We start from the raw sequence: 21262 nt of genomic DNA on the forward strand, positions 1-21262 counted from the left end.
GCGTTCGGTCCTGTTAGTGCTTGACGCCGTTGGTGTCGATCAGGGTGACAAACCGTTCAAACAGATAAAAACTGTCTGACGGGCCGGGGCTGGCCTCGGGGTGATACTGGACGGAAAAAGCTGCGTACCTGTCGGATGCCAGCCCTTCGTTCGAGCCGTCAAACAGGCTGACATGGGTCACATGCGCGTCGTCGGGCAGGGTTTTGGCATCTACGGCAAAGCCGTGGTTCTGGCTGGTAATTTCCACCTTGCCGGTTGCCAGGTCCTGCACAGGCTGGTTGGCACCCCGGTGGCCGCGTTCCATCTTGTAGGTCTTGGCCCCAAGAGCCTGCGCCAGAAGCTGGTGCCCAAGGCAGATACCAAACAGCGGTATGCCCGCTTCCAGCACGGTGCGGATGGCAGGCACGGCGTAGGTGGCTGTGGCTGCGGGGTCCCCTGGACCGTTGGAGAGGAACACGCCTTCGGGCTTGAGGGCGAGGATCTGCTCACCCGTGGTAGTGGCGGGTACTACGATCACATCACAGCCAGCACTCACAAGGCAGCGCAGAATGTTGCGTTTTGCCCCGTAGTCCACCGCGACAACCTTGCGCCGCCTGCCCGTGGGGGCTGCGGTGATGTCTGGCCATGACCACACACCTTCGGACCAGTCATAGGGCGCGGCACAGGTTACTTCCTTGGCAAGGTCCATGCCTTCCAGCCCCGGCCATGCGGCAACGTCTGCGGCAATGGCGTCCAGATCGAACCTGCCATCGGCAGGGAAGACAAGGGCTGCGGTCTGTGCGCCGCCATCACGGATTTTCAGGGTCAGGCTGCGGGTGTCCACGCCGGCAATGCCGGGGGTGCCGTGCTGCTTGAGCCACGCATCCAGACTGCTGGTTGCGCGCCAGTTGGCCTGCTCGGTCGGGTCTTCCTTGACCACAAGCCCAAGGGCTGCGGGGCGTACGGCCTCGTCATCCAGCGCGTTCGTGCCAACATTGCCGATATGCGGGAAGGTAAAGGTAATGATCTGCCCGGCAAAGGAGGGGTCGGTCAGGGTTTCCTGATACCCGGTCATGCTGGTGGAAAAGCAGATTTCCCCAATGGCGGGCCTGGGTGTGAAGGCGCCAAAGCCTTTCCCCCACAATACGCTGCCATCTGCGAGAACAAGAGCGGCGGTCGCGCCATCCGGGCGGGCTTGAGGCATGGATGATCCTGTCTGGCTGCCTCCCGCAAGGGGGGAGGGTCTGTCTGTAACTGCGGGTGTGGGCTGGAGGTCCTGAAGGGAAAGACCCGTGGCCTGCGCAATGGCTGGCCAATGGCGGGAGGGAATGGCCTGCGCCTGTCGCCATTTGCGAATGGCTTCGGTGCCAACGCCAGTCAGCCGTGCTGTGGCATCTGCGCCGCCAATGCGGGCTATAATGGAGTCGATTGACATGGGCATGTGCAAAATGGTTCCTCCCGGAGCGCTCTTCTAGCAGCATGTCAGCGAGGTGGGAAGAAATTTCCCACCCGGAAAAAGCGAGTGTGCGGGCGACTGGGAAGTTTTTTCCCGTAAAGCTTTTTTCCGTGCCGGGTGGTATGGTGCGCGGCGATTGTAAACACATATGGAGCGTAGAAGAAGCATGACCCTTCGTGAAAGCCTGATGGCAGACCTGAAAACCGCAATGAAGGCAGGCGAAAGTGCCCGCGTTGCAACCATTCGCATGGTTACGGCCAGGCTCAAGGATGTGGAAATCGCAGGTCGTGCAAAGGGGAATGAAGGGCTGAGCGAGGAAGAAGGCATTTCCGCCCTGCGCGGCATGATCAAGTCCCGCACGGAATCCGCTACCCTGTACCGCGAAGCCGGACGCCCCGAACTGGCAGACAAGGAAGACGCCGAAATTGCCGTAATCCGTGGCTATCTGCCGCCTGAACTGGATGAGGCAACGCTGCATGCCGCCGTGGCCGAAGCTGTGGCTTCTACCGGTGCTGCGTCCATGAAGGATATGGGCAAGGTCATGGGTGTGCTAAAAGGCAGGTTTGGCGCTGCGCTGGATATGAGCCGCGCAAGTGCTGCCGTAAAGGCCCTGCTGGGCTAAGGCGCGGAGTTGGCATACGCACCCCATGGCCATTGATTCCAACTTTCTGGATGAACTGCGCGCCCGTACGCCCATAACTTCTGTTATCGGGCGGAGGGTCAAACTCGCGCGCTCGGGGCGGAACTGGAAAGGGTGCTGCCCCTTCCATGGGGAAAAAACGCCTTCGTTCTACGTGTATGATGACCACTTCCATTGCTTTGGCTGTGGTGTGCATGGGGATGTCATTTCCTTTGTCATGCAGATGGAGGGCAAGAACTTCCCCGAGGCGGTGGAGGAACTGTCCGCCGCCGCAGGGATGGAAGTGCCAAAGGACACCCGCGCCACGCGTGAGGAGGTGGCCCATGTCCGCTCGCTGGAAGATGTGCTGGAGGCCGCTCAGGCCGTGTGGTCTGCCGCTCTGTACAAGCCCGAGGGGCGTGCAGGGCTGGACTACCTGCTCGGTCGTGGCCTGACGCGGGAGACCATAACGGCTTTTGGGCTGGGCTGGGCCAGTACGGGGCGTGGGCATCTGGTGGAAGCACTTGCCCCACAGGGCATAACTCCCGAGCAGATGGCGCAGGCCGGGCTCATGCGGGTGGATGAGGAGGGTAGGCCAAAGGGCGAGCTGTTCTGGGGGCGGGTGACATTCCCCATCCGCGACCGCAAGGGGCGGCTTGTCTCCTTTGGGGGGCGTATTCTGGGGGATGGGCAGCCCAAATACCTGAATGGGCCGGAAACCCCGCTTTTTTCCAAGCGCAGGCTGCTGTTCGGGCTGGACCGCGCCCGTGCGGCCGTGCGGGCACCAAGGCCCAAAGGCGTGGTGGCCCCGGACCTGATTGTGGTGGAAGGGTATATGGATGTCATAGCCCTGCATCAGGCGGGCTTTACCGGGGCTGTGGCCCCCTTGGGCACCGCCCTGACACCTGAGCAGATGGACGTTCTGTGGCAGGTCGATCGGGCACCCATACTGTGTTTTGATGGCGATGGCGCAGGCAGGCGGGCTGCCGTAAAGGCGGCGGAAACCGGTTTGCCCCTGCTTGCCCCCGATCATACGCTGCGCATCTGTCTGCTGCCTGATGGGGAGGACCCCGATAGTCTGGTCAGCCAGCGTGGCGCGGCCTTTGTGGCGGAGTTTTTTGCCGGGGCATCCCCCTTGTCCAGCGTGCTGTTTGACCTGCTGGCCGCCGGGATTACCAACCCGGGGCCGGAGGAACGTGCCGCCCTGCGGCGCAGGCTGAGTGATGTTGCCGCCCTTATTCCGGATAAGGCTCTGGCATCGGAATACCGCGCGACATTGCTGGACCGTTTTTTTGCAACCTTCCGCCAGCAGGGGCGGGGGAAGGCAAAGTCCGGGGGAGGGAAGTCCGCTTTTGCCAGCCCCGGTGCCGTGCAGGATTCGCACACGGTTAATCTGGATCAGGCGCAGGAGCTGCAACGCCTGATGCTGCTGCTGCTGGTGGAGCACCCCCAGTTGGTGGCGGAAATGGAAGAAGCCTTGTGTCGCCTTGACTTACCAGTAGATTTTGCGCCATTGCGTGGCGTGCTGCTGGATCTGTCGGCTGATGGTTGCCTGCCCCAAACGGAGGATGACCTGCGCGCATGGCTGAAGGCGCACGGGCAGGAGGCAACTCTGGCGCCGCTTATGCGTGTTGATGGCACAGGCCTGAGCCATGGCGACGTGGAGATTGTTGCTGCCAGAACACGATGGTGGCATTTTTACGGCTTGTTGTACCGTGACCACTTCATACGCGAGGTTATGGACGACGCGGCCCGTTTTTGTGTGGAAAAAACGGGAGATACCAGCCAATGGCAGAGATTACAGGCGCGGCTGGAGGCCATGGAGCGTCTGCGTCGTGGTGGACTGGATGAGGCGGATATCTGAGGAGTGGCTGAATGTTCCTGAGGGTGTTCCTCTTGACTTCGCGCTCAGTATATCCCACGTCCTGCCCGCCCCGAATAACGTGAACAGTGTAAGTGTGGTAAACTGGTCGTTCTGTATTCTGTCCGGGATACAGATGGGGGGAGGAGCAGGTCTGGCATGGCGACAAAAACGGCATCAACGAACGCAGCGCAGGAACAGGATGGTGATTCCAGCCTGTTGGATACTCAGTCATCCGCGGTCAAAAAGCTGATCGCAAAAGGGCGCGAGCGGGGATGTATCACGTTTGATGAGCTGAATGCCGTTCTGCCGCAGGATAAAATGTCCTCCGAACAGATCGAGGACATTATGGCCGTCTTGTCCGAAATGGGCATTCAGGTGGTCGAAAGCGAAGAGAGCGAAGAAGGCGAAGCCCAGAAGCCTGCCGATGACGATGAAGAATCGGATGAGGAAGAGCCTGAAGCCGAGGCCGATGCAGAAGGCCCGGCGGCAGGGAATGTGAACGAAAGCGCAGGCCGCACGGATGACCCCGTCCGGATGTACCTGCGCGAAATGGGTACGGTTGAACTGCTCTCCCGCGAAGGCGAAATCGCCATCGCAAAGCGGATCGAAGCAGGCCGTGATGAAATGATCGGCGGCCTGTGTGAAAGCCCGCTGACCTTCCGCGCCATTATCTCCTGGCACGAGAAAATCCTGAACAATGAAATGCTGCTGCGTGACATTGTGGACCTCGAAGCCATGCAGAGCGGCGGGCCGATGGAGGAAGGGGCGGAGGGTGCCGAAGGCGAAGCCTTTGCCGAATCCGAGACCGAAGAGGCCGAAGAGGCCGACAGCGAATCCGAAGGCGATATTGAGGGCGAAGGTAGCGGCCTGTCGCTTTCCGCGCTGGAAGAAAAACTCAAACCAGAGATTCTGGCTCATTTTGCTGAAATCGAACCTCTGTACGAGGCCCTGCGCAAATTGCAGGTGCACCGGATTGAAGCCCTGACATCCGGTGAGGATGTGGATGGCGCGTTCGAGGACAACTACATCGCATTGCGTGACCAGCTGGTGAGCAAGGTTGAGCAGGTTCACCTGCACAACAATCGCATTGAAGATCTGGTGGCCCAGCTCAAGCAGATGTTCCAGCGCCTGAACGTGCTGGAAGGGCGTATGCTGCGTCTGGCCGAAAGCTGCCGTGTCTCCCGCGACGATTTTTTGATGAAATACCGTGGTCGCGAACTGGACCCGGGCTGGATGGACATGGCTGCCGCCCTGCCGGGCCGCTCATGGAAGAACTTTGTGGCCAAGCACGCGCCAGCGGTTGTTGACCTGCGGAACAGCGTGGCGGGTCTGGCGCAGGAAACCGGTCTGCCCATTGGCGAGTTCCGGCGTGTATACGCAACGGTCGCCCGTGGCGAGCGGGATTCCGCGCGCGCCAAAAAGGAAATGATCGAGGCCAATCTGCGGCTGGTTATTTCCATTGCCAAAAAATACACCAACCGTGGCCTTCAGTTCCTTGACCTGATTCAGGAAGGCAATATCGGCCTGATGAAGGCGGTGGACAAATTCGAATACCGCCGTGGCTACAAGTTCTCCACCTACGCGACGTGGTGGATCAGGCAGGCGATCACCCGCTCCATTGCGGATCAGGCGCGGACCATTCGTATTCCTGTGCACATGATCGAGACCATCAACAAGCTGGTGCGTACTTCGCGCCAGATGCTGCATGAGATCGGGCGCGAACCCGCCCCCGAAGAGCTGGCCGAAAAGCTGGGCATGCCGCTGGAAAAAGTGCGCAAGGTGCTCAAGATCGCCAAGGAGCCGATCTCCCTCGAAACCCCGATCGGGGATGAGGAAGACAGCCACCTTGGGGACTTCATCGAAGACAAGTCGGCGGTTATTCCGCTTGATGCGGCTATCCAGACCAACCTGCGCGAAGCCACAACCCGTGTTCTGGCCTCTCTCACCCCGCGTGAGGAGCGTGTGCTGCGGATGCGCTTTGGTATTGGCATGAACACCGACCATACGCTTGAAGAAGTCGGTCAGCAGTTCAACGTTACCCGCGAGCGTATCCGCCAGATTGAGGCCAAGGCGCTGCGCAAGCTCAAGCACCCCAGCCGGAGCCGCAAGCTGCGTTCCTTCCTGGATGATAACTGATCCGGGCTTTCTGGAGCCAGTCACGCGCATGCAGGTGCAGGTCACCTTCATGCGTATGGACCAGCCCCCGGTAACGCCTGCTGTGGCCCTGCCGCCGGGCTGGGTGCTTGAAAATGACGTGCGCCTGTCCTTGACCCAGTACCGTACCCTGCATTTTGGTGTGGGGCGCAACTGCTGCTGGTGGATGCGGCAGGTTCTGTCAGACAAGGCTTTGGCCAATCTGCTGGCGACAGCTCCCATAAAAGTTGGCCTGCTGCGTGAGCACGAGCATATTCGTGGTTTTTACGAGCTCAATCTGGGTGACCCGCAGAACATCAATCTGGCCTATTTCGGGCTGCTGCCCGAAGCCATAGGGCTGGGTGTTGGCAGGGCTTTTCTGGATGGAGTGCTGCGCCGGGCATGGGCTTATGGCCCGCAGAGCGTGCGGGTCAATACCTGCACGGCGGACCATCCCCGCGCTCTACCGCTCTACCGGCAGATGGGGTTTGAGATCATCCGCCGTGTGGATGAGGAATGGGACGTGCCGGACCGCCTTGGGCTGGATATTCCTGCGCATCTGCGCTGCTAAATATCTTGCATTTTCGGGCTGGGTGTGGTTGACACTCCCTTTCCCTGCCGGGCTCAGGCATTGGTCCGGCTATACCCTCGCTTTCTGGCCAGTTCAGAGGCTCCGCTGCCGAAAGGGTTCGGCGTGGATGGGTTGATTGTATCCGAAGGGAGCAAACATGCCACTTTACGAAAGCGTGCTGATCGCACGTAATGATATTTCTCAGCAGCAGGTGGACGCTATTCTGGACGGTATTGCCGCTCAGATCGAAGCAGACGGCGGTGCCGTTCGCAAGCGTGAATACTGGGGCCTGCGCAGCCTTTCATACCGCATCAAAAAGAACCGCAAGGGCCATTATGCTCTTCTGGGTCTGGAAGTGCGTTCCGAGCTGCTCAAGGAAATTGAACGCCAGCTGTCCCTCAATGAAGACATCCTGCGTCTGCTGACGCTGCGGGTGGATGAAATTGACGAAGCACCGTCCCCCGTTCTGTCCCGCAAGGGCGAAGACCGTGGCGAACGCGGCAGCTTCCGTGGTGGCGCCAAGCCAGCCGGTGGCCGTTTTGAAAGCGGTCGTGGCGGCCGTCGCGGTGGCGACGACCGGATTGCTGACCAGCCAGAAAACGCAGCGGAGTAATTCAGATGTCTGAAACCACAGAAATCAATCCCGCCGCCCGTCGTCCGGCTGTTGGCGCTCGCCGTCCGTTCTACCGTCGTCGCAAGTCCTGCCCGTTCTCCGGCCCCAACGCGCCGAAGATCGATTACAAGGACGTGCGTCTGCTCAGCCGCTTCCTTTCCGAACGTGGAAAGATCGTGCCGAGCCGCATTACGGCGGTTTCCGCAAAAAAGCAGCGTGAGCTGGCACAGGCTATCAAGCGTGCCCGCTTCCTGGCTCTGCTTCCTTACGTTGTGAGCTGAGGGGAACAACCATGGCTGCTACAGAAGTAATCCTGCTCCAGCGTGTTGCGCATCTGGGTCAGATGGGTGATGCGGTAAAGGTTCGTCCGGGTTATGCCCGTAACTACCTGCTGCCGCAGGGCATGGCCATTCGTGCGAACGAAGCCAACCGTGCCCGTTTCGATCGTGAACGTGCACAGCTTGAAGCACAGAACATCAAAAACCGCGAAGAAGCAGAACGTCTGTCCGAACGGATGGAAGGTCTGGCGGTTGTTCTGATCCGTCAGGCTGGTGACAGCGGCAGCCTGTATGGCTCCGTGAGCACCCGCGACGTGGCGCAGTCCGTAACGGAAGCTAGTTTTACCATCTCCCGCCAGCAGGTCTCTCTTGCTCACCCCATCAAGTCCCTCGGGCTTTATGAGGTCAAGGTTGCTCTGCACCCGGAAGTTGTCGTGTCTGTTATCGTTAACGTTGCCCGTTCGCAGGAAGAAGCTGAACGTCAGGCACGTGGCGAAGCGACCTCCGTGGAAGAAGAAGCCACTCTGGCCGGTGACGAAGCCTTTGTTGAAGGCGAAATCGTTGCTGACGCTGAAGAAGTTGAAGCTCAGGACGCAACGGCCTGATTTTTCGCTTTTGCGAGAGTGTGAAAAGAGGATCGGCTCAGGCCGGTCCTTTTTTTTTGTCGGTTTGTCCGTTTCGTTCTATGTATTTGCTTAAATTATTTTTAAGCATAGGGAAACGTGAGCATGAAGCGCGTTCTGGGGCCGATCTTGCGGCATTTTGTGGTATCTGGCTCCCTGCGCGTGTTGTGGCCGGATGCGACCACAACTGTTTACCAAGGTGTTAAACCCGGCCCGCAGGTTGGTGTGCATTTAAAAAATGCGGCAGCCGTTAAATCCCTTGTGCTCAACCCCGGTCTGGCCTTTGGTGAAGCCTATATGGATGGCTTTCTGGAGCCGCTGGACTGCTCCCTGTACGACCTGCTGCACCTGCTTATGCTCAATGCCATGAACCCCGCTGGCCATATTGCAGAGCAGCTTTCCGCGGCTTTTCGCTATGTGCGGCGCGGTTGGATCCAGTTTAATTCCACCTCGCGCTCCAAGCAGAATGTGGCCCATCATTATGATCTGGGGAACAGCCTGTATGCGCTGTTTCTGGATAAGGACTGGCAGTATTCCTGCGCTTACTTCCCCACCGGGGAAGAAACGCTGGATGAAGCACAGGAAGCCAAAAAACACCACATTGCCTCCAAGCTCAAACTGGACCGGCCCGGGCTGGAAGTGCTGGATATAGGCTGTGGCTGGGGTGGCATGGCCCTGACACTGGCCAAGGACTACGGTGCCGTTGTTACGGGGATTACCCTCTCGGAAGAACAGCTGGCTTTTGCACGCCAGCGTGCGCAGGATGCCGGGCTTGCCGGGCAGGTGCGTTTTGAGCTGCTGGATTACCGCCACCTCACGCGCAAGTTTGACCGGATTGTCTCGGTTGGCATGTTCGAGCACGTCGGTGTCGGGCATTACAAGGCGTTTTTTGAAACCATCCGCAATGCCCTTACCCCCGATGGCATAGCGCTGATCCACTCCATAGGCCGGAGCGACGAGCCGGGTACGACCAACCCGTGGATGAACAAATACATCTTCCCCGGTGGGTATTCCCCTGCATTGAGCGAGGTTTTTTCTGCCGTGCAGCAGACGGGCCTATGGGTGACGGATTGTGAAATCCTGCGCCTGCACTACGCCAGAACCATTGCCATCTGGCGCGAGCGTTTTGCCGCACGCCGCCCCGAAGCCGTAGCCATGTATGACGAACGCTTTGCCAGAATGTTCGAGTTCTATCTGGCCGCAGCCGAGCTGGCTTTCCGCGTGCAGGGGCACATGAACTTCCAGTTGCAGCTCTCCCCCTCCATAAGTGCTGTACCTTATACCCGTGACTATATGGTGGATGCAGAGCGGAGCAAAACTGGCGCGAACTAGCCCAGCGCCAGATGGGCGCGGGCCAACTGGTCAAACTCTGCAATGCTCAGGGTTTCGGCCCGGCGGGTGCCGTCTATGGCGGCGGCATCCAGCAGTTTTGCGCCGTTCAGGCTCTTGAGCGAGCCACGCAGCATTTTGCGTCTCTGACCAAAAGCCGCGGCAGTAACACGCTCCATGGCTTTGAACAGGGCAGGGGCAGGCTGCTCGCGGTGGGGTGTAATGCTGGCCACAGCGGACCAGACCGCCGGAGGAGGCGTAAAGGCCCCCGGTGGCAGCTTCATCACCACGGCGCACTCCGCACACCACTGGCTTAGCACGGCAAGGCGGCCGTAATGTTCGCTATCGGGTGCAGCACAGATCCGCTCTGCCACTTCCAGCTGGAACATAAGGGTCAGTCGCCCCCATGCTGTGCCCTGTCGTAACCAGCCTACAAGCAGGGGGGTGGCAACATTGTAGGGCAGGTTGGCGACAATCTGCCGGGGGGCAGGGCAGAGGGCTGTCAGGTCCTGTTTAAGGGCGTCAGCCTCGACCACGCTCAGGCGGTCGGGGTAGAACTGGGCCAGCTCCTGAATAACCGCCACAGCGCGGCTATCCAGTTCCACTGCGGTAACGGTGGTGGCCCCTGCCGCCAGCAGGGAGCGTGTCAGCCCACCGGGGCCGGGACCGACTTCAACAACGTGCTGCCCGTCCAGCGTACCCGCAAGGGCGGCAATATGGTCGGTAATGCCGGGGTCGAGCAAAAAGTGCTGGCCCAGCGCCTTACGGGCGTCCAGTTCATGCCGGCGGATGACGTCGCGCAGGCTTTCCAGTTCGGGAGGCAGAGTTACGCCCCTTTCAGTTTAACGCGCAGGTCGATCATGGCGCGGCGGTGCAGATCACTATCAAGCTGGCGTGCGGCCTGTTCCACGCGCTCGTTCATCAACTGATCGGCAATTTCGCTCGGGGAACGGTTGGAAAAGTTCTTTTCCGATTTGGAGCAGACCATCAGCAGGTCAATCCCCTCGCGTGAGACCATGGGGCGTGAAACCTGACCAATGGGAAGTTCGGCCAGTACAGACTGCATCTGTGGGTTCAGGCGCTCAAGCGGCAGTTCGCCGGGGTTGCTGGGGCGTTTTTCCCCTTCTCCCCTGTTGGCGGCTTCCATTTCCGGACAGCTATGGGTTGTCTGGCTGATGTGCATGGCCTTCTGGAGCGCGGCCTCCTGCTGGGGGGTCACGTGCTGGGGATCGAGCGGTGTGTCAAACGCCACAAAAACCTGACGGATATCAACCATATGCCCGATTTCCTTCCCCACAACCCGCTTGCCGTTCAATGTGACAATCAGGAACCCGCCGGGCACGGTAATGGGGTTGGAAACAGCGCCGATGCCCACAGGCATCCGACGGACAATATCGACCACGCTGGGGTCCAGCTCATCTTCCTGCACCCAGCCCATGGAGCCACCGTCAAGCGCTGTCTGGCTCTGGGAGAACTGGGCGGCAACAATGGGGAAGGGCGCACCTTTGCGCAGTTCGTCAATAACCGTATTGGTAAAGGCGAGTTCTTCCTCCGCGTGGCGGGGGTCATCCACCTTGACAAAAATTTCGCTGATTTCGTATTCCGTCCGGCCTTCTTCGCGCTTTAGCGCGGCCTGGCGCTGGGCAATATCGCCAGCGGATACGCGTGAGCGTGGCCCAAGTTCCTGCCGCAAAACCTGAATCCAGCCAATCTGTACGCGCAACTGGTCGATCAGCGTGGTCAGGGAGACGCCATCCTGCGCAAGATGGTTGCGCAGGGCGCCTGCGGGCATGCCATTGCGTTTTTCAATGTTGCCAATGGCTGCGGCAATCTGTTCAGGAGCAATGTTGATGTGGCGGCTCAGGATTTCCTGTGTGCGCAGTTTTTCATCAATCATCTGACGGATAATCTGCGGGCGCAGGCGGGCCATCAGGTCATCGGATACGGGCAGACCGGTGGAGAGGGCAAAGAGCTTGCCGCGATTGTCCACGTCCCTTTTGGTCAGGGGAATACTGTTGACGACCGCAACGATCATGTCATCCGGCTCGGGCTGTGCGCCACTCGCGGGGGCCTGCGCGGATTTGGCGCCAGATGAGTGGTGGTGGGTGGCCGCCGCGGCATGGGGAGCCGCCGCACAGACCGGAAGAGCCAGCGCGGTAAGAGAACAACAAGCCAGTGTTAAGGAGCGCAGACTCATACGGAACGGTCTTTCAGCTTTCTGCCATATCAGAACGATCTGTTTGTGATACCGGAGATGGCACTGTTTTTGAAGCGGTTCTTACTTGAGGCCGAAAGCCCCCAGCGTTTTAAGGCTTACCGTGATCAGATAGGTCGAGTTACGCTGCTGCCCACCGATGGTGGTGTATTGCTTCAGGTACATGAAGTCGATAGCGAAGCAGTCATTATCATACCCGATATCCCCGCCGAGAGAGACGAAGTTCTTGCGTGAGAGGCTGCGCCGGGAAAAGCCCGAGGCATGCCAGCTCCGCCAGTCCACGGACACGCCGCCGCTGAGTTCGCTGGTCTCTGTTGTGTAGAGCTGGTTGGGGGAGTAGGCGCGGTAGTTGGTGGCAAAATAGTAGTAAGGTGTGACGGGTTCGTAAATGTAACCACCACGAACGCGAAAGTGCGGCACACCAGCGCTGAAGAGCGCATCGCCAAAGTTGATTTTGGTCTTGTGCGGGTCCAGACGCATGCGGGCCGTGAAGTCAAAATACTGGCTGGGAATAACCCGTGCGCGCGCCACTACATCCGAAGCATGGTGGTCCAGACCGGAATAGGGGATCATGTCATGTGTAATGTGCTGCTGAAAACTTTCGCCAGCCAGCAGGTCCACAATATGCCCGTCCCATGTCCAGTTGGCATGTACGCCCACGTTGCCGCGTAGCCCGCCATCCAGCCTGTCCGTACCCTGATACCGGTTGAGGGAAAACAGCGTGCTATCGGTAAATTCGTAGCTCATGCTGTCTTCGTTGGGGATCATGTCATTACCGTTATTGCCGGTATTGGGGGCGTAAATGCCCTGTACGATCGGCTCGATCAGCTGTGTGCCGCGACCGCGCTCAAAAGTGCGCACGAATGGCCAGTTGGTTTTAAGGGCTATGGTCGGCAGAACCTGCCCGGTAACGGAGGTATGGGACGTATTGTAATAGGTCGGCTGCTGGTACAGTTTGCGGGCGCGATAGACCATTGAATCCAGACGTAGGGTCAGCAGGAACTGCTGGCCCATTTTTGTGTGGAACGGACGGTTCCAGTTCAGCTGCAATTCACCGCGCTGGTCAGAAACCCCGTTATCGCGCTTGACGTTGAAGTTTGTTGTGTTGACGCTCAGGCGCCCCCCCAGCATGTCGGGCTGGCCGGTAAAGCTGTAGGTGTAGCGGGGCAGAACAAGGGGCAGGTCCCTGTTGTGAATGATCCCCTGGTTCAGCCCTTCATAGTACTGCCCGTCCAGACGGTTGTAAGACCCGGTGCCAAACCCTTCCAGATAGGCGTTGGAGTTCAGGGTGTCTGCCCCATAACCCTGCACACGGTAGTCTCGCATGTAGTTGGCGGAACTGGCGTAGTTGATGTTCGCACCCGCGAGCCAGTATTTGTTGATGGAGAAGTTGCCGCTGACGAACACGTGGCCCTGCAAGCCATGGTTGCCACCACTTTTTTCCTCATCACCAAAGTTGTTCGTGTACATTTTGGCTCTGTGCGTATCGTAGGCGATACCGGCACGGACGCTCAGCATGCCAAAATTCAGGCGGTTACGGTAAAGCCCGCTCAACTGTGGCCCCGTCTTGGTGGCGAGTAGTCCCTGTACGTTCATATCCGACTGCTGGTTGATCACCCAGTAGTAGGGAATGGTAATATAGGTGCCAAGGTAGCGGTCATGCGGGGTAAGCCCCGGCATGAGAAAACCGCTGCGTCGCTTGGCGGACGGATCGGTCATGGAAAAATAGGGCAGATAGATAACCGGTACACCCAGAATATCAAGGGAGGCATCGCGGAAGTCTATCTTCTGGTGTTCTAGGTCCTGTGTCGCATCAAAGGCGCGGAACTGCCAGAAGGGGGGGCGGGTTTTGTCTTTTTCGCAGATTTCGCAGGCTGTATATACGACGCGGCTCATGTCGTTGATTTTGCCGCCAGTGCGGCGCATGCCATTGGCGGCCAGTTTGGCGTTGTCTGGCATGGTGGCATTCACATGCAGCATGATCCCGTCCTTCATGCCGCCTGTCAGCTCGGCATAATGGGCATATATGACCGAGCCATTGGGCTGGATGGTCACAACATTTCCACGCGCGGCCATAAGGCCCGTGTCCCTGTCATACACGATCTTGTCCGCACGCAGGACGCGGTCGCCCTGCCAGACCTGTACGTTGCCGGTCCAGGTTACGGTGTGTTCAACGTCGTTGTAATCAACCTTGTCAGCCTGAAAGGTGGCGGGGTCGTTGGGGGATGTCCGCTGCTGGGAGTTAACGTGCATGGACAGGGGTTTGAATTGCGCAAGAGCCGTTTTGGGTTGGCTGATCACCAGACAGGCAGCAACGCTCCCCAGTGCAGTTGCAGCACTCAGGGTGGAGCGGCGGCGCAGCAGAGCGCAGCAAAAAGGCCGGAGCGCCACGATCAATCAGCCATCCTCCAGATGAAGAAGTAGTGCAACAGCCAGACAGAGCCCGGCAAGGGTAGGTGCCCATGCAGCCAGAACGGGGGGAAGCGCTCCTGACTTTCCTAACTGCTCAGCGACTTTGGATATGGTGAAAAGCAGAAAACCCGCCGCAACACCAGACCCAACCATTTTGGCAACGCCCCCCCGCCGTGACGGACGCATGGAAAAACCGGCGGAAACCAGCGCCATGGTGCCTGCCAGAATAGGTAATGCCAGAAGAGACTGAAAATGAATACGGTGGCGTATGGATGAAAAACCTGAATGATCCAGCAAGGTTATAAAACCCGGCAGTGCCCAGACGGAAAGCGTGTCGGGCGAGGCAAAGCTTTCCTGCACCCGTTCAAGGGTCAGGCTTGTGGGGAGGATGATGACGCCAACAGGCGTTAGAATGTCGTTGGGCCGGACTGCCGATGCCTCGGTAAGTTCCCATCCTGCGTTTTTCAAAGACCCTCTGGGGGATTCGATTCGCATGATCAGCTTGTTTTCATGGTCGAGCCGAAACACGCTGATATCGCGAATATGCAACTGCCCCTGCGTCACCTGCACATCTCCCGCATGCAGCATGGTTACGCCGTGGGGGTCGTATTGTGTGTCTGCCTGCCGGAGCCACAGTGAACCGCCAGAAAAACTGAGTGGCCCGCCATCGGAGCGGAGATACTGCTGGTCCAGATCCGCGGCCCGACGGTACATGATCGAAGAAAAAGGGGAGATGACACCAGTCGTCAGAACGCCAAGCAGAATGGCGCAGGTCAGAGGAGCGGCCAGAAACTGCCAGACCGAAAGTCCCGCCGCGCGCGCCACAACCAGTTCGGATGAGCGGGTCAGCCGCCAGAAGCACACAATGCCGCCGAGCAGAATGCCAAAAGGCAGAATTTCAATGGCAAAATAGGGTACGTGCAGCCCGGCGATTTCCGTTACGATATTGGAGGAAACCTCCGGGCGGGTGGAGGCCCGGCGGAACAGATCAATCAGATCGAACAGGCAGATAATGCCCGTGAGAGCCGCAATCATGGTCAGCACCCACAGCAGGAACTGCCGCACAATATAACGCGAGAGGGTGACGGCAACGATCATGCGTTCGGGCGTCCTCTCATGCCGGCCGGGGCTGGCGGCGGTTGGCCTTTATTTCCGGCACGAACAGCAGATAGGCGCAGATGAGCCCGGGCAGGGTGGCAAAGAGCGGAATAAGGGGAATAAGCCGGATGTCGCGCCCGGCCAGATTCTGCAAAAGCATGGCTCCCGCCAGCAGCCCGACAATGCACAGCACTGCCACAAGCGGGCGTGTTATAGTGCCGTGTCGGGAAAAAGCCCCCCGAAGCATGGTGAACATGCCGATCATGGCAAAAGAAAAGCAGGTCAGCGGGGACGTCAGGCGCCGCCAGCCCTCAACCTTGAACTTGCCCATATCCCGCGCCGAGACGGCACTGGGGTCGGGGGAGAGCAGTTCGGACAGGGACATCTCGGTCGAATCGCGCAGATGCTGGCTTGATGGGGGTGCGGTAGAAAAATCCATGGTGTCCTGTTTGAAAACCAGCATGTTCAACCGGCCGGTTTTACGGTCGAGAACCTGACGGGACCCATCGTAAAGCACAACGCGCGGCACGTCATCGACTACGACCATATTGCCACGGCTGGCCAGAATTGTGGCATGGTTGTCGGGTTGCCGGTCATCTTCCACCAGAATATTCTGCAGAACACCGTTCTGGTCGCGTGAGCGGATATAGACGGTCATGGTGTTTGACACTTTTGTAAAAACACCATCCTGCAGCATAAAAGCCGCCATCTTGTTCCTGATCTGGAGTTCGTACTGGCGGAATGCATGATAGGAGGAGGGGACAACCCACACGTTGAGCACGAACACGATCAGGGTGGACAGTGCCGCGCAGATCAGCCCCGGCCGCGCCAGAGAGAAGGAGGAAAGCCCCGCAGCCTGCATGACCGTAAGCTCACGGTCGCTGGCCAGGCGCTGGTAAACAAACAGGCTGACAATAAAGGTGGTAATGGGCATGACCACCGCCACAAAGGACGGCAGCAAAAGACTGGTCAGTTCTATGAAAACGCGCAGGGAGAGGCCCCTGTCCGCAACCAGCGGCACAAAATGCAGGGACTGCATGAGCCAGATCAGCGCCACCAGCCCCCCCGTCGTGGCGGCCAGTGCTATCAGCAACTGGCGCAGCACGTAGCGGTCCAGTGTCAGAAAATGGTGGTGGAGCCACGGAAGAAGGGAGCGGGCAGTCATGCTCTTGGTTATCTACCTCCGTGGGGTCGGAGGCAACAGTCCGGGTTGTAATCGGTCTATAAAATAGAGACGACAGAACCCCTTGACCGAACTAGAACATCAGCATGACACCACCCGATGCGGTGTTGTCGCTCTCCTTGCTGCCCCCATGCGCGGAGGAGGAGGTGTGAGAATATTCCCCGACCACGGTCAGCCAGTCGGTCATCTGGTAATAGGCGGCCCCGACTTCGGACTGGTTGCGGCGGACAAGCCCCGCAGACCCCGCCTGACTTTCCAGAGCGGTATTCTCATCACCTGCCAGATACAGGTTGCTTACACCATAGCTGCCAACCAGACGGAATTTTTTGGTAATATGGTAAGCACCCTGCACGTAGTAGCCTTCCGAGTCACGCTTGCGGCCACTGGCGTCAACACCATCAAAGAACAGACCCGTCGTGCCCAGCCCGCTGCCACGATAGTAGTAGGCGACAGCTTCGAGCGGACCATAGGTGACCTTGGTGCCAATATCTCCCGCTTCCACCATGGCGCTGTGATGCTGGTCTGAACTGAGCAGAGGTGTTTTGCCATCTGCCTGCAGGCTGCTGAGTCCCTGCATGTGCTGGATCAGGAAGCTGGCCCAGATGTGGAACTGTACATCGGAGACAGAAAAATCATACACGGCGCGGCCCTGCACCATGGGAGAGGAATGCTGGGTGGACCCGGCCGAATACTGGCTGGCAGCGGAGGCCGCGGTGGGGTTGGTGGCGTCGGCGTAGCCAAATTCATCCAGCGGCTGGAAAATACCCACAGAACCCTGAAAACCGCCCAGCTTGGGGGAGGTATAGGAGATCTGGGGGATCCAGTCCGCGTACACATAACCTACGCCAATACGGCCCAGCGATGTATTGCCCGGTGATGCGTTGCTGCCAGTGGAGCCAACACTCAGCAGGGTTGCGTCGTTCATGATGGCGTCGCTGGCGAACAGGGCCAGATCACGACCGACCTTGAAGGTCCCCATGTCCTTGTTGCCAAAGGTCATGAAAACCTGACGAAGGTCGATGCCTGCCGTACCCAGCCCCACGGGGCTACCACCGGAGTTGGCGTTAAAGGCGGCGGGCTTGGCGTTATCCAGCCCCGGATACATGCCCAGAACAGCGGAAATATCCATACCCTGCTGCACGGTGTTCATCTTGAGAATGAACCCGGCAGGCAGCAGCCCGTTCCTGACGGCGGAGGAATCAAAGCCCGAAGACCCCGAAGAAACGCCACCCGCAACGGGGCGACCGCCCGCGGGGCTGTTATAGGAGTAAAAGCCGTTCACAAAGCCGGAAAGGTTGATGTCTATGGGCCCTGCTTTAAAGGTCAGCCCCTTGCCCGGTACGTATTTGGCAACGCGCACAAAATTGCCGCTATCCAGAGCCCTGGCGGCTTCCTGCGCGGAGCGCGCGCTGGCTTCTGCCCGGTTGGCGGCGTCTTCCGCCCGCAGGGACATATCGTTTTCACCCGCACCGGGGTCAAAGCGGATACCCGGCTCATAGCCCGATTGTGCACCATGGGCCGCATGCGCCATGGCCGTGCGGCTGCCGCCAGAGGCTACATGGGCCGGGTGTGCCGCGCGGGGTTCGGCCACAGGGGCGGCATGGTGGACATGCTTGGTCAGAAGAGTGTCATATTCATGCTTGGTCAGGCTGCCCTTGGCGCGCAGCACATCCAGCAGGTCTACGTAGTCATCCGCATAGGCAGGCGTGGGGAGCATAGACGGCCCCCCGGCAACTGATGCAGCCATGACAGTAGCCAACAGTGCCTTTTTTCGCGATGCCATGAACTGTGTACTCCCCTGAATTCTCCTGCTCTCTGTGGAAGCCAAGGCTTGCTGTCGTCAATATGTGGATAATGGGCGGAAAGGCTGAGGGGGTGGTGCGGATGTCATGCGGTTTTTGGTATTCTGATATGCATTTATCGGAGGCGTGTTACCCCAGTGCATGCTCGGTCCGTTGGGTGCTGCGTTATTTCAGTTAAAATAGTGTAATACTTTCAGGGATTTATATAATTTTCAGCATAGATTGGCCCGGAAAAATTCTGTTTGGAGATGAGCCGCCCCCGGATGGTCTGAGCCGGAGAGTGGAGTGGAAAAGTTGAAAAACAGGTGAGTTCTGGTTGCCTCGGGCTGTGGCTCATCACGCAGTGTTTATCTTTATAACAAGGGGTTCTGGTGCTTCCGGTCGGTTCGGAATCATAACGTGCATGGCGCCGACCGCGTGTTGGTCTGTGTGAAAACCTGTTTGGGATAAGCCTGAAAGGCACGTAATGTGGACGCAATACCCGACTGCGGCAGGCAGGATGGGTGCTGTTCCGGTCTGGCTGTCGGGTCAGGCGTATTCTGCCAGGGAAGAAACCAGAGCGTGTTGGTGGACGACAAAAACAACAAGACCGACAGGGCCAGCCCCGTATCCGCCCATGTAACCGTACCCGATGAAGCCTTGCCCGCCTATGCAGGCAGGCCGGTACGCTTTTTGCTGCGCTATATGCGGGCGCGTCCTGTAGGGCATGCGCTGGTGTTTGGGGCTGTGGGCGGAGCCATAAGCTGCATTGTGCTCTCCTCCTACGGTATCCGGCATCTGGTGGATCTGATGACCAGCCACTCCGGCGTGGCTGCGGTTTCGGCCGTGTGGGCGGCTGTGGGGGTGCTGATCGGGCTGATCGTGGCGGACAATATCTGCTGGCGAATTGCAGGCTGGTTTGCGGCCCGCACATTTGTGGCGGTTACGGGTGATATACGGCAGGACCTGTTCCGGTTTTTAACGGGTCATTCCCCGGCTTATTTTGCTGATCGTATGCCTGCATCTCTTGCCGCGCGCATTGCAACGGCGGGGAATGTCAGCTTCACCATCGAGAACATGCTGGCATGGAACGTGCTCCCGCCCAGCCTGAATGTTCTGCTCTCTGTGGTGCTCATGCTCTCGGTCAGCCTGACCATGGGCGGGGCGACCGTTCTGCTGGCTGGCGGTTTGTGCCTGATCATGTTCCGTCTCGCACTCAAAGGCCGCCGCCTGCATGGGCATTACGCGGTGGCTGCCGCCGGGCTGGAAGGGGAGACACTGGATGTTATGGGCAATATTGCTCTTGTCCGTGCCTTTGGTATGCGCAACCGTGAACGCCAGCGCTTTAATGCCCTGACCGAGCGGGAAATGGGCGAGCGGCTCAAATCCCTGCGCTATATGGAACAGCTCCGCATGATTCACGCGGGCATGACCGCAGTGCTCACGACGGGCCTGCTGGTCTGGGCCGTGCTGCTGTGGCAGTGGCAGCAGGCCAGTGTGGGGCAGGTGGTTATGGTGATCACGCTGGGCTTTGCCATTCTGCACGGCACGCGCGATCTGGCGCTGGCACTGGTAGAAACCATTCAGCACAATGCGCGTCTGTCCGAGGTGCTGTCCTCGCTGCTTGTACCGCATGACATGCCCGACCCACAGGTTGCCGCCGACCTGCCCAGCCCCGTGCGGGGCGATGTCCGCTTTGGCGATGTCACTTTTGCCTATCCCGGAGGAGAGCCGGTTCTTGCGCATTTCAACCTGCACATTGCCGCAGGGAGCCGTGTGGGGCTGGTGGGGCGTTCGGGTTCGGGCAAAAGCACCGTGCTGGCCCTGTTGCAGCGCATGCGCTTTGTGCAGTCCGGCTCCATACTGATTGATGGGCAGGATATCCGGGAACTGACAGATGATGCCCTGAGGGCCTGCCTGTCTGTTGTGCCGCAGGATGTCTCGCTTCTGCATCGCAGCGTGATGGAGAACATCCGCTATGGTCGTCCCGATGCGAGTGATGAGGCCGTGCGCGCGGCTGCTGCTGCTGCCGGATGCGCCACGTTTATTGATGCCCTGTCTGAAGGGTTTGAGACGGTTGTAGGGGATAGGGGGGTCAAGCTCTCGGGCGGGCAGCGCCAGCGTATTGCCATTGCACGGGCTTTTTTGCGTAATGCGTCTATTCTGATTCTGGACGAGGCAACCAGTGCGCTGGATACGGAAAGCGAGGAGCACGTCCAGCGCGCACTGGACCGGCTTATGGTCGGGCGCACGGTTATTGCCGTGGCGCACCGCTTGTCCACCCTGCGAAACTTTGACAGAATCGTTGTTATGCAGGATGGCAGAATTGCAGAGGACGGCTCTCCTGCGCAACTTGAGCAGCAGAATGGTCTCTACAGTCAGTTTCTGAACAGGCAAATGGCACATGCGCAATGACATCTAACACCATCACCATACCAGCGCAGGGTGAGAGCAGGCCCGAAGGGCGGGGCGCTCTGGCGGCGTATGCCTACCAGCAGATCCGTGACCAGCTGATTTATTGCCGGTATCAGGGTGGGGAGCGGCTGGTGCTGCGCCCACTGGCTGCATCGCTGGGATTAAGCCCAACTCCTGTGCGTGAGGCCCTGCTGCGCCTTGTATCCGAGCAGGCACTGGTGCTGGATGAGCGCAATACGGCATGTGTCCCGCTGACTTCCCGCCCTGTTTTTCTGGATATTCATGGGGTGCGCGAAGTGCTGGAAGAGCGCGTAACCCGCGATCTGGCGGCCCATATCACGCCCGAACAGATTGCACTGCTTGAAAAAAAGCATGCGGCATTTATTGCCGCGTATGAGGCGGGCGAGCCGCATGCAACCGCCATAACCAATGTGTATTTTCATAGCACCGTAGCCAGTTTTTCAAGGTTGTCGGTTACTGTGGGGCTGATCCGGGGACTATGGACGCGCATGGGGCCAATTTACGCCGCCGCCAATGGCCTGCCCACCATAAGCCCCGCTAACCCCGACCACCCGCACCTGCAACTGCTTGAGGCTTTCCGCGCGGGGGATGCAGATGCCGCGGTAAAGGCCCTTAAGCGGGACTTCATGCAGGCCAAGGAATGGCTGGAACCTCTTCTGCCCGGCTAAGGTG

17 protein-coding genes are annotated in these 21262 nt (G+C 59.0%); 10 read left to right on the forward strand and 7 right to left on the reverse strand.

The genetic code is table 11. From position 1 onward, the window contains the following. Window positions 1-13: 13 nt before the first annotated feature. Window positions 14-1420, reverse strand: a complete 1407-nt coding sequence (carA, locus tag AB2L51_RS00375) for a glutamine-hydrolyzing carbamoyl-phosphate synthase small subunit (protein ID WP_395580636.1) — start codon at window positions 1418-1420, stop codon at window positions 14-16. 181 nt (window positions 1421-1601) lie between these two features. On the opposite strand from carA, the gene AB2L51_RS00380 reads away from it, so the two are divergent. From AB2L51_RS00380 to AB2L51_RS00415, 8 genes are all read left to right on the forward strand, one after another. Continuing rightward, window positions 1602-2057 carry a GatB/YqeY domain-containing protein gene (locus AB2L51_RS00380; RefSeq protein WP_395580637.1) on the forward strand — a complete coding sequence of 152 codons (456 nt, stop codon included), beginning with the start codon at window positions 1602-1604 and terminating at the stop codon, window positions 2055-2057. Window positions 2058-2082: 25 nt separating this feature from the next. Continuing rightward, a complete protein-coding gene (gene dnaG, locus AB2L51_RS00385; protein WP_395580638.1) occupies window positions 2083-3918 on the forward strand; it encodes a DNA primase in 1836 nt (611 codons plus the stop codon). 156 nt (window positions 3919-4074) lie between these two features. Then, window positions 4075-6054 carry an RNA polymerase sigma factor RpoD gene (gene rpoD / locus AB2L51_RS00390; protein ID WP_395580639.1) on the forward strand — a complete coding sequence of 660 codons (1980 nt, stop codon included), beginning with the start codon at window positions 4075-4077 and terminating at the stop codon, window positions 6052-6054. Beyond that, window positions 6044-6622, forward strand: coding sequence for a GNAT family N-acetyltransferase (locus AB2L51_RS00395; protein ID WP_395580640.1), 579 nt, complete (start codon window positions 6044-6046; stop codon window positions 6620-6622). The genes rpoD and AB2L51_RS00395 overlap by 11 nt, the downstream gene beginning before the upstream one ends. A 157-nt stretch (window positions 6623-6779) precedes the next feature. Beyond that, complete coding sequence (gene rpsF, locus AB2L51_RS00400; RefSeq protein WP_166110366.1) at window positions 6780-7235, forward strand: 30S ribosomal protein S6; 456 nt, start codon at window positions 6780-6782, stop codon at window positions 7233-7235. A gap of 5 nt (window positions 7236-7240) precedes the next feature. After that, entirely contained in the window at window positions 7241-7516 is a 276-nt protein-coding gene (gene rpsR, locus AB2L51_RS00405; RefSeq protein ID WP_025827191.1) for a 30S ribosomal protein S18, read from the forward strand. A gap of 11 nt (window positions 7517-7527) precedes the next feature. After that, complete coding sequence (rplI, locus tag AB2L51_RS00410) at window positions 7528-8118, forward strand: 50S ribosomal protein L9 (protein ID WP_395580641.1); 591 nt, start codon at window positions 7528-7530, stop codon at window positions 8116-8118. A gap of 123 nt (window positions 8119-8241) precedes the next feature. Then, the gene (locus tag AB2L51_RS00415; RefSeq protein WP_395580642.1) at window positions 8242-9468 is read left to right on the forward strand and encodes a class I SAM-dependent methyltransferase; all 1227 of its coding nucleotides are present in this window, start codon (window positions 8242-8244) and stop codon (window positions 9466-9468) included. Here AB2L51_RS00415 and rsmA read toward each other — a convergent pair. From rsmA to AB2L51_RS00445, 6 genes are all read right to left on the reverse strand, one after another. Beyond that, window positions 9465-10289: a 16S rRNA (adenine(1518)-N(6)/adenine(1519)-N(6))-dimethyltransferase RsmA gene (gene rsmA, locus AB2L51_RS00420; RefSeq protein ID WP_395580969.1), complete on the reverse strand. Its 825-nt coding sequence runs from the start codon at window positions 10287-10289 to the stop codon at window positions 9465-9467. The genes AB2L51_RS00415 and rsmA overlap by 4 nt on opposite strands. Window positions 10290-10291: 2 nt before the next feature. Beyond that, entirely contained in the window at window positions 10292-11662 is a 1371-nt protein-coding gene (locus AB2L51_RS00425) for a peptidylprolyl isomerase (protein WP_395580643.1), read from the reverse strand. A gap of 81 nt (window positions 11663-11743) precedes the next feature. Next, window positions 11744-14071: an LPS-assembly protein LptD gene (locus AB2L51_RS00430; protein ID WP_395580970.1), complete on the reverse strand. Its 2328-nt coding sequence runs from the start codon at window positions 14069-14071 to the stop codon at window positions 11744-11746. Between the two features lie 6 nt (window positions 14072-14077). Then, window positions 14078-15190, reverse strand: coding sequence for an LPS export ABC transporter permease LptG (gene lptG / locus AB2L51_RS00435; protein ID WP_395580644.1), 1113 nt, complete (start codon window positions 15188-15190; stop codon window positions 14078-14080). 16 nt (window positions 15191-15206) lie between these two features. Further along, entirely contained in the window at window positions 15207-16355 is a 1149-nt protein-coding gene (lptF, locus tag AB2L51_RS00440) for an LPS export ABC transporter permease LptF (protein ID WP_395580645.1), read from the reverse strand. A gap of 91 nt (window positions 16356-16446) precedes the next feature. After that, window positions 16447-18156 (reverse strand): porin, encoded by a 1710-nt coding sequence (locus AB2L51_RS00445; RefSeq protein WP_395580646.1) that lies wholly within the window; start codon window positions 18154-18156, stop codon window positions 16447-16449. A 586-nt stretch (window positions 18157-18742) separates the two neighbouring features. On the opposite strand from AB2L51_RS00445, the gene AB2L51_RS00450 reads away from it, so the two are divergent. Both AB2L51_RS00450 and AB2L51_RS00455 read left to right on the forward strand, forming a co-directional pair. Next, on the forward strand, window positions 18743-20569 hold the full coding sequence (locus tag AB2L51_RS00450) for an ABC transporter ATP-binding protein (protein ID WP_395580971.1): 1827 nt from the start codon (window positions 18743-18745) through the stop codon (window positions 20567-20569). Continuing rightward, window positions 20566-21258, forward strand: a complete 693-nt coding sequence (locus AB2L51_RS00455; protein ID WP_395580647.1) for a GntR family transcriptional regulator — start codon at window positions 20566-20568, stop codon at window positions 21256-21258. Before AB2L51_RS00450 ends, AB2L51_RS00455 begins: the two co-directional genes overlap by 4 nt. Window positions 21259-21262: the final 4 nt, after the last annotated feature.

This window comes from Acetobacter fabarum, assembly GCF_040702925.2.
Classification (GTDB): Bacteria; Pseudomonadota; Alphaproteobacteria; order Acetobacterales; family Acetobacteraceae; genus Acetobacter; species Acetobacter fabarum_B.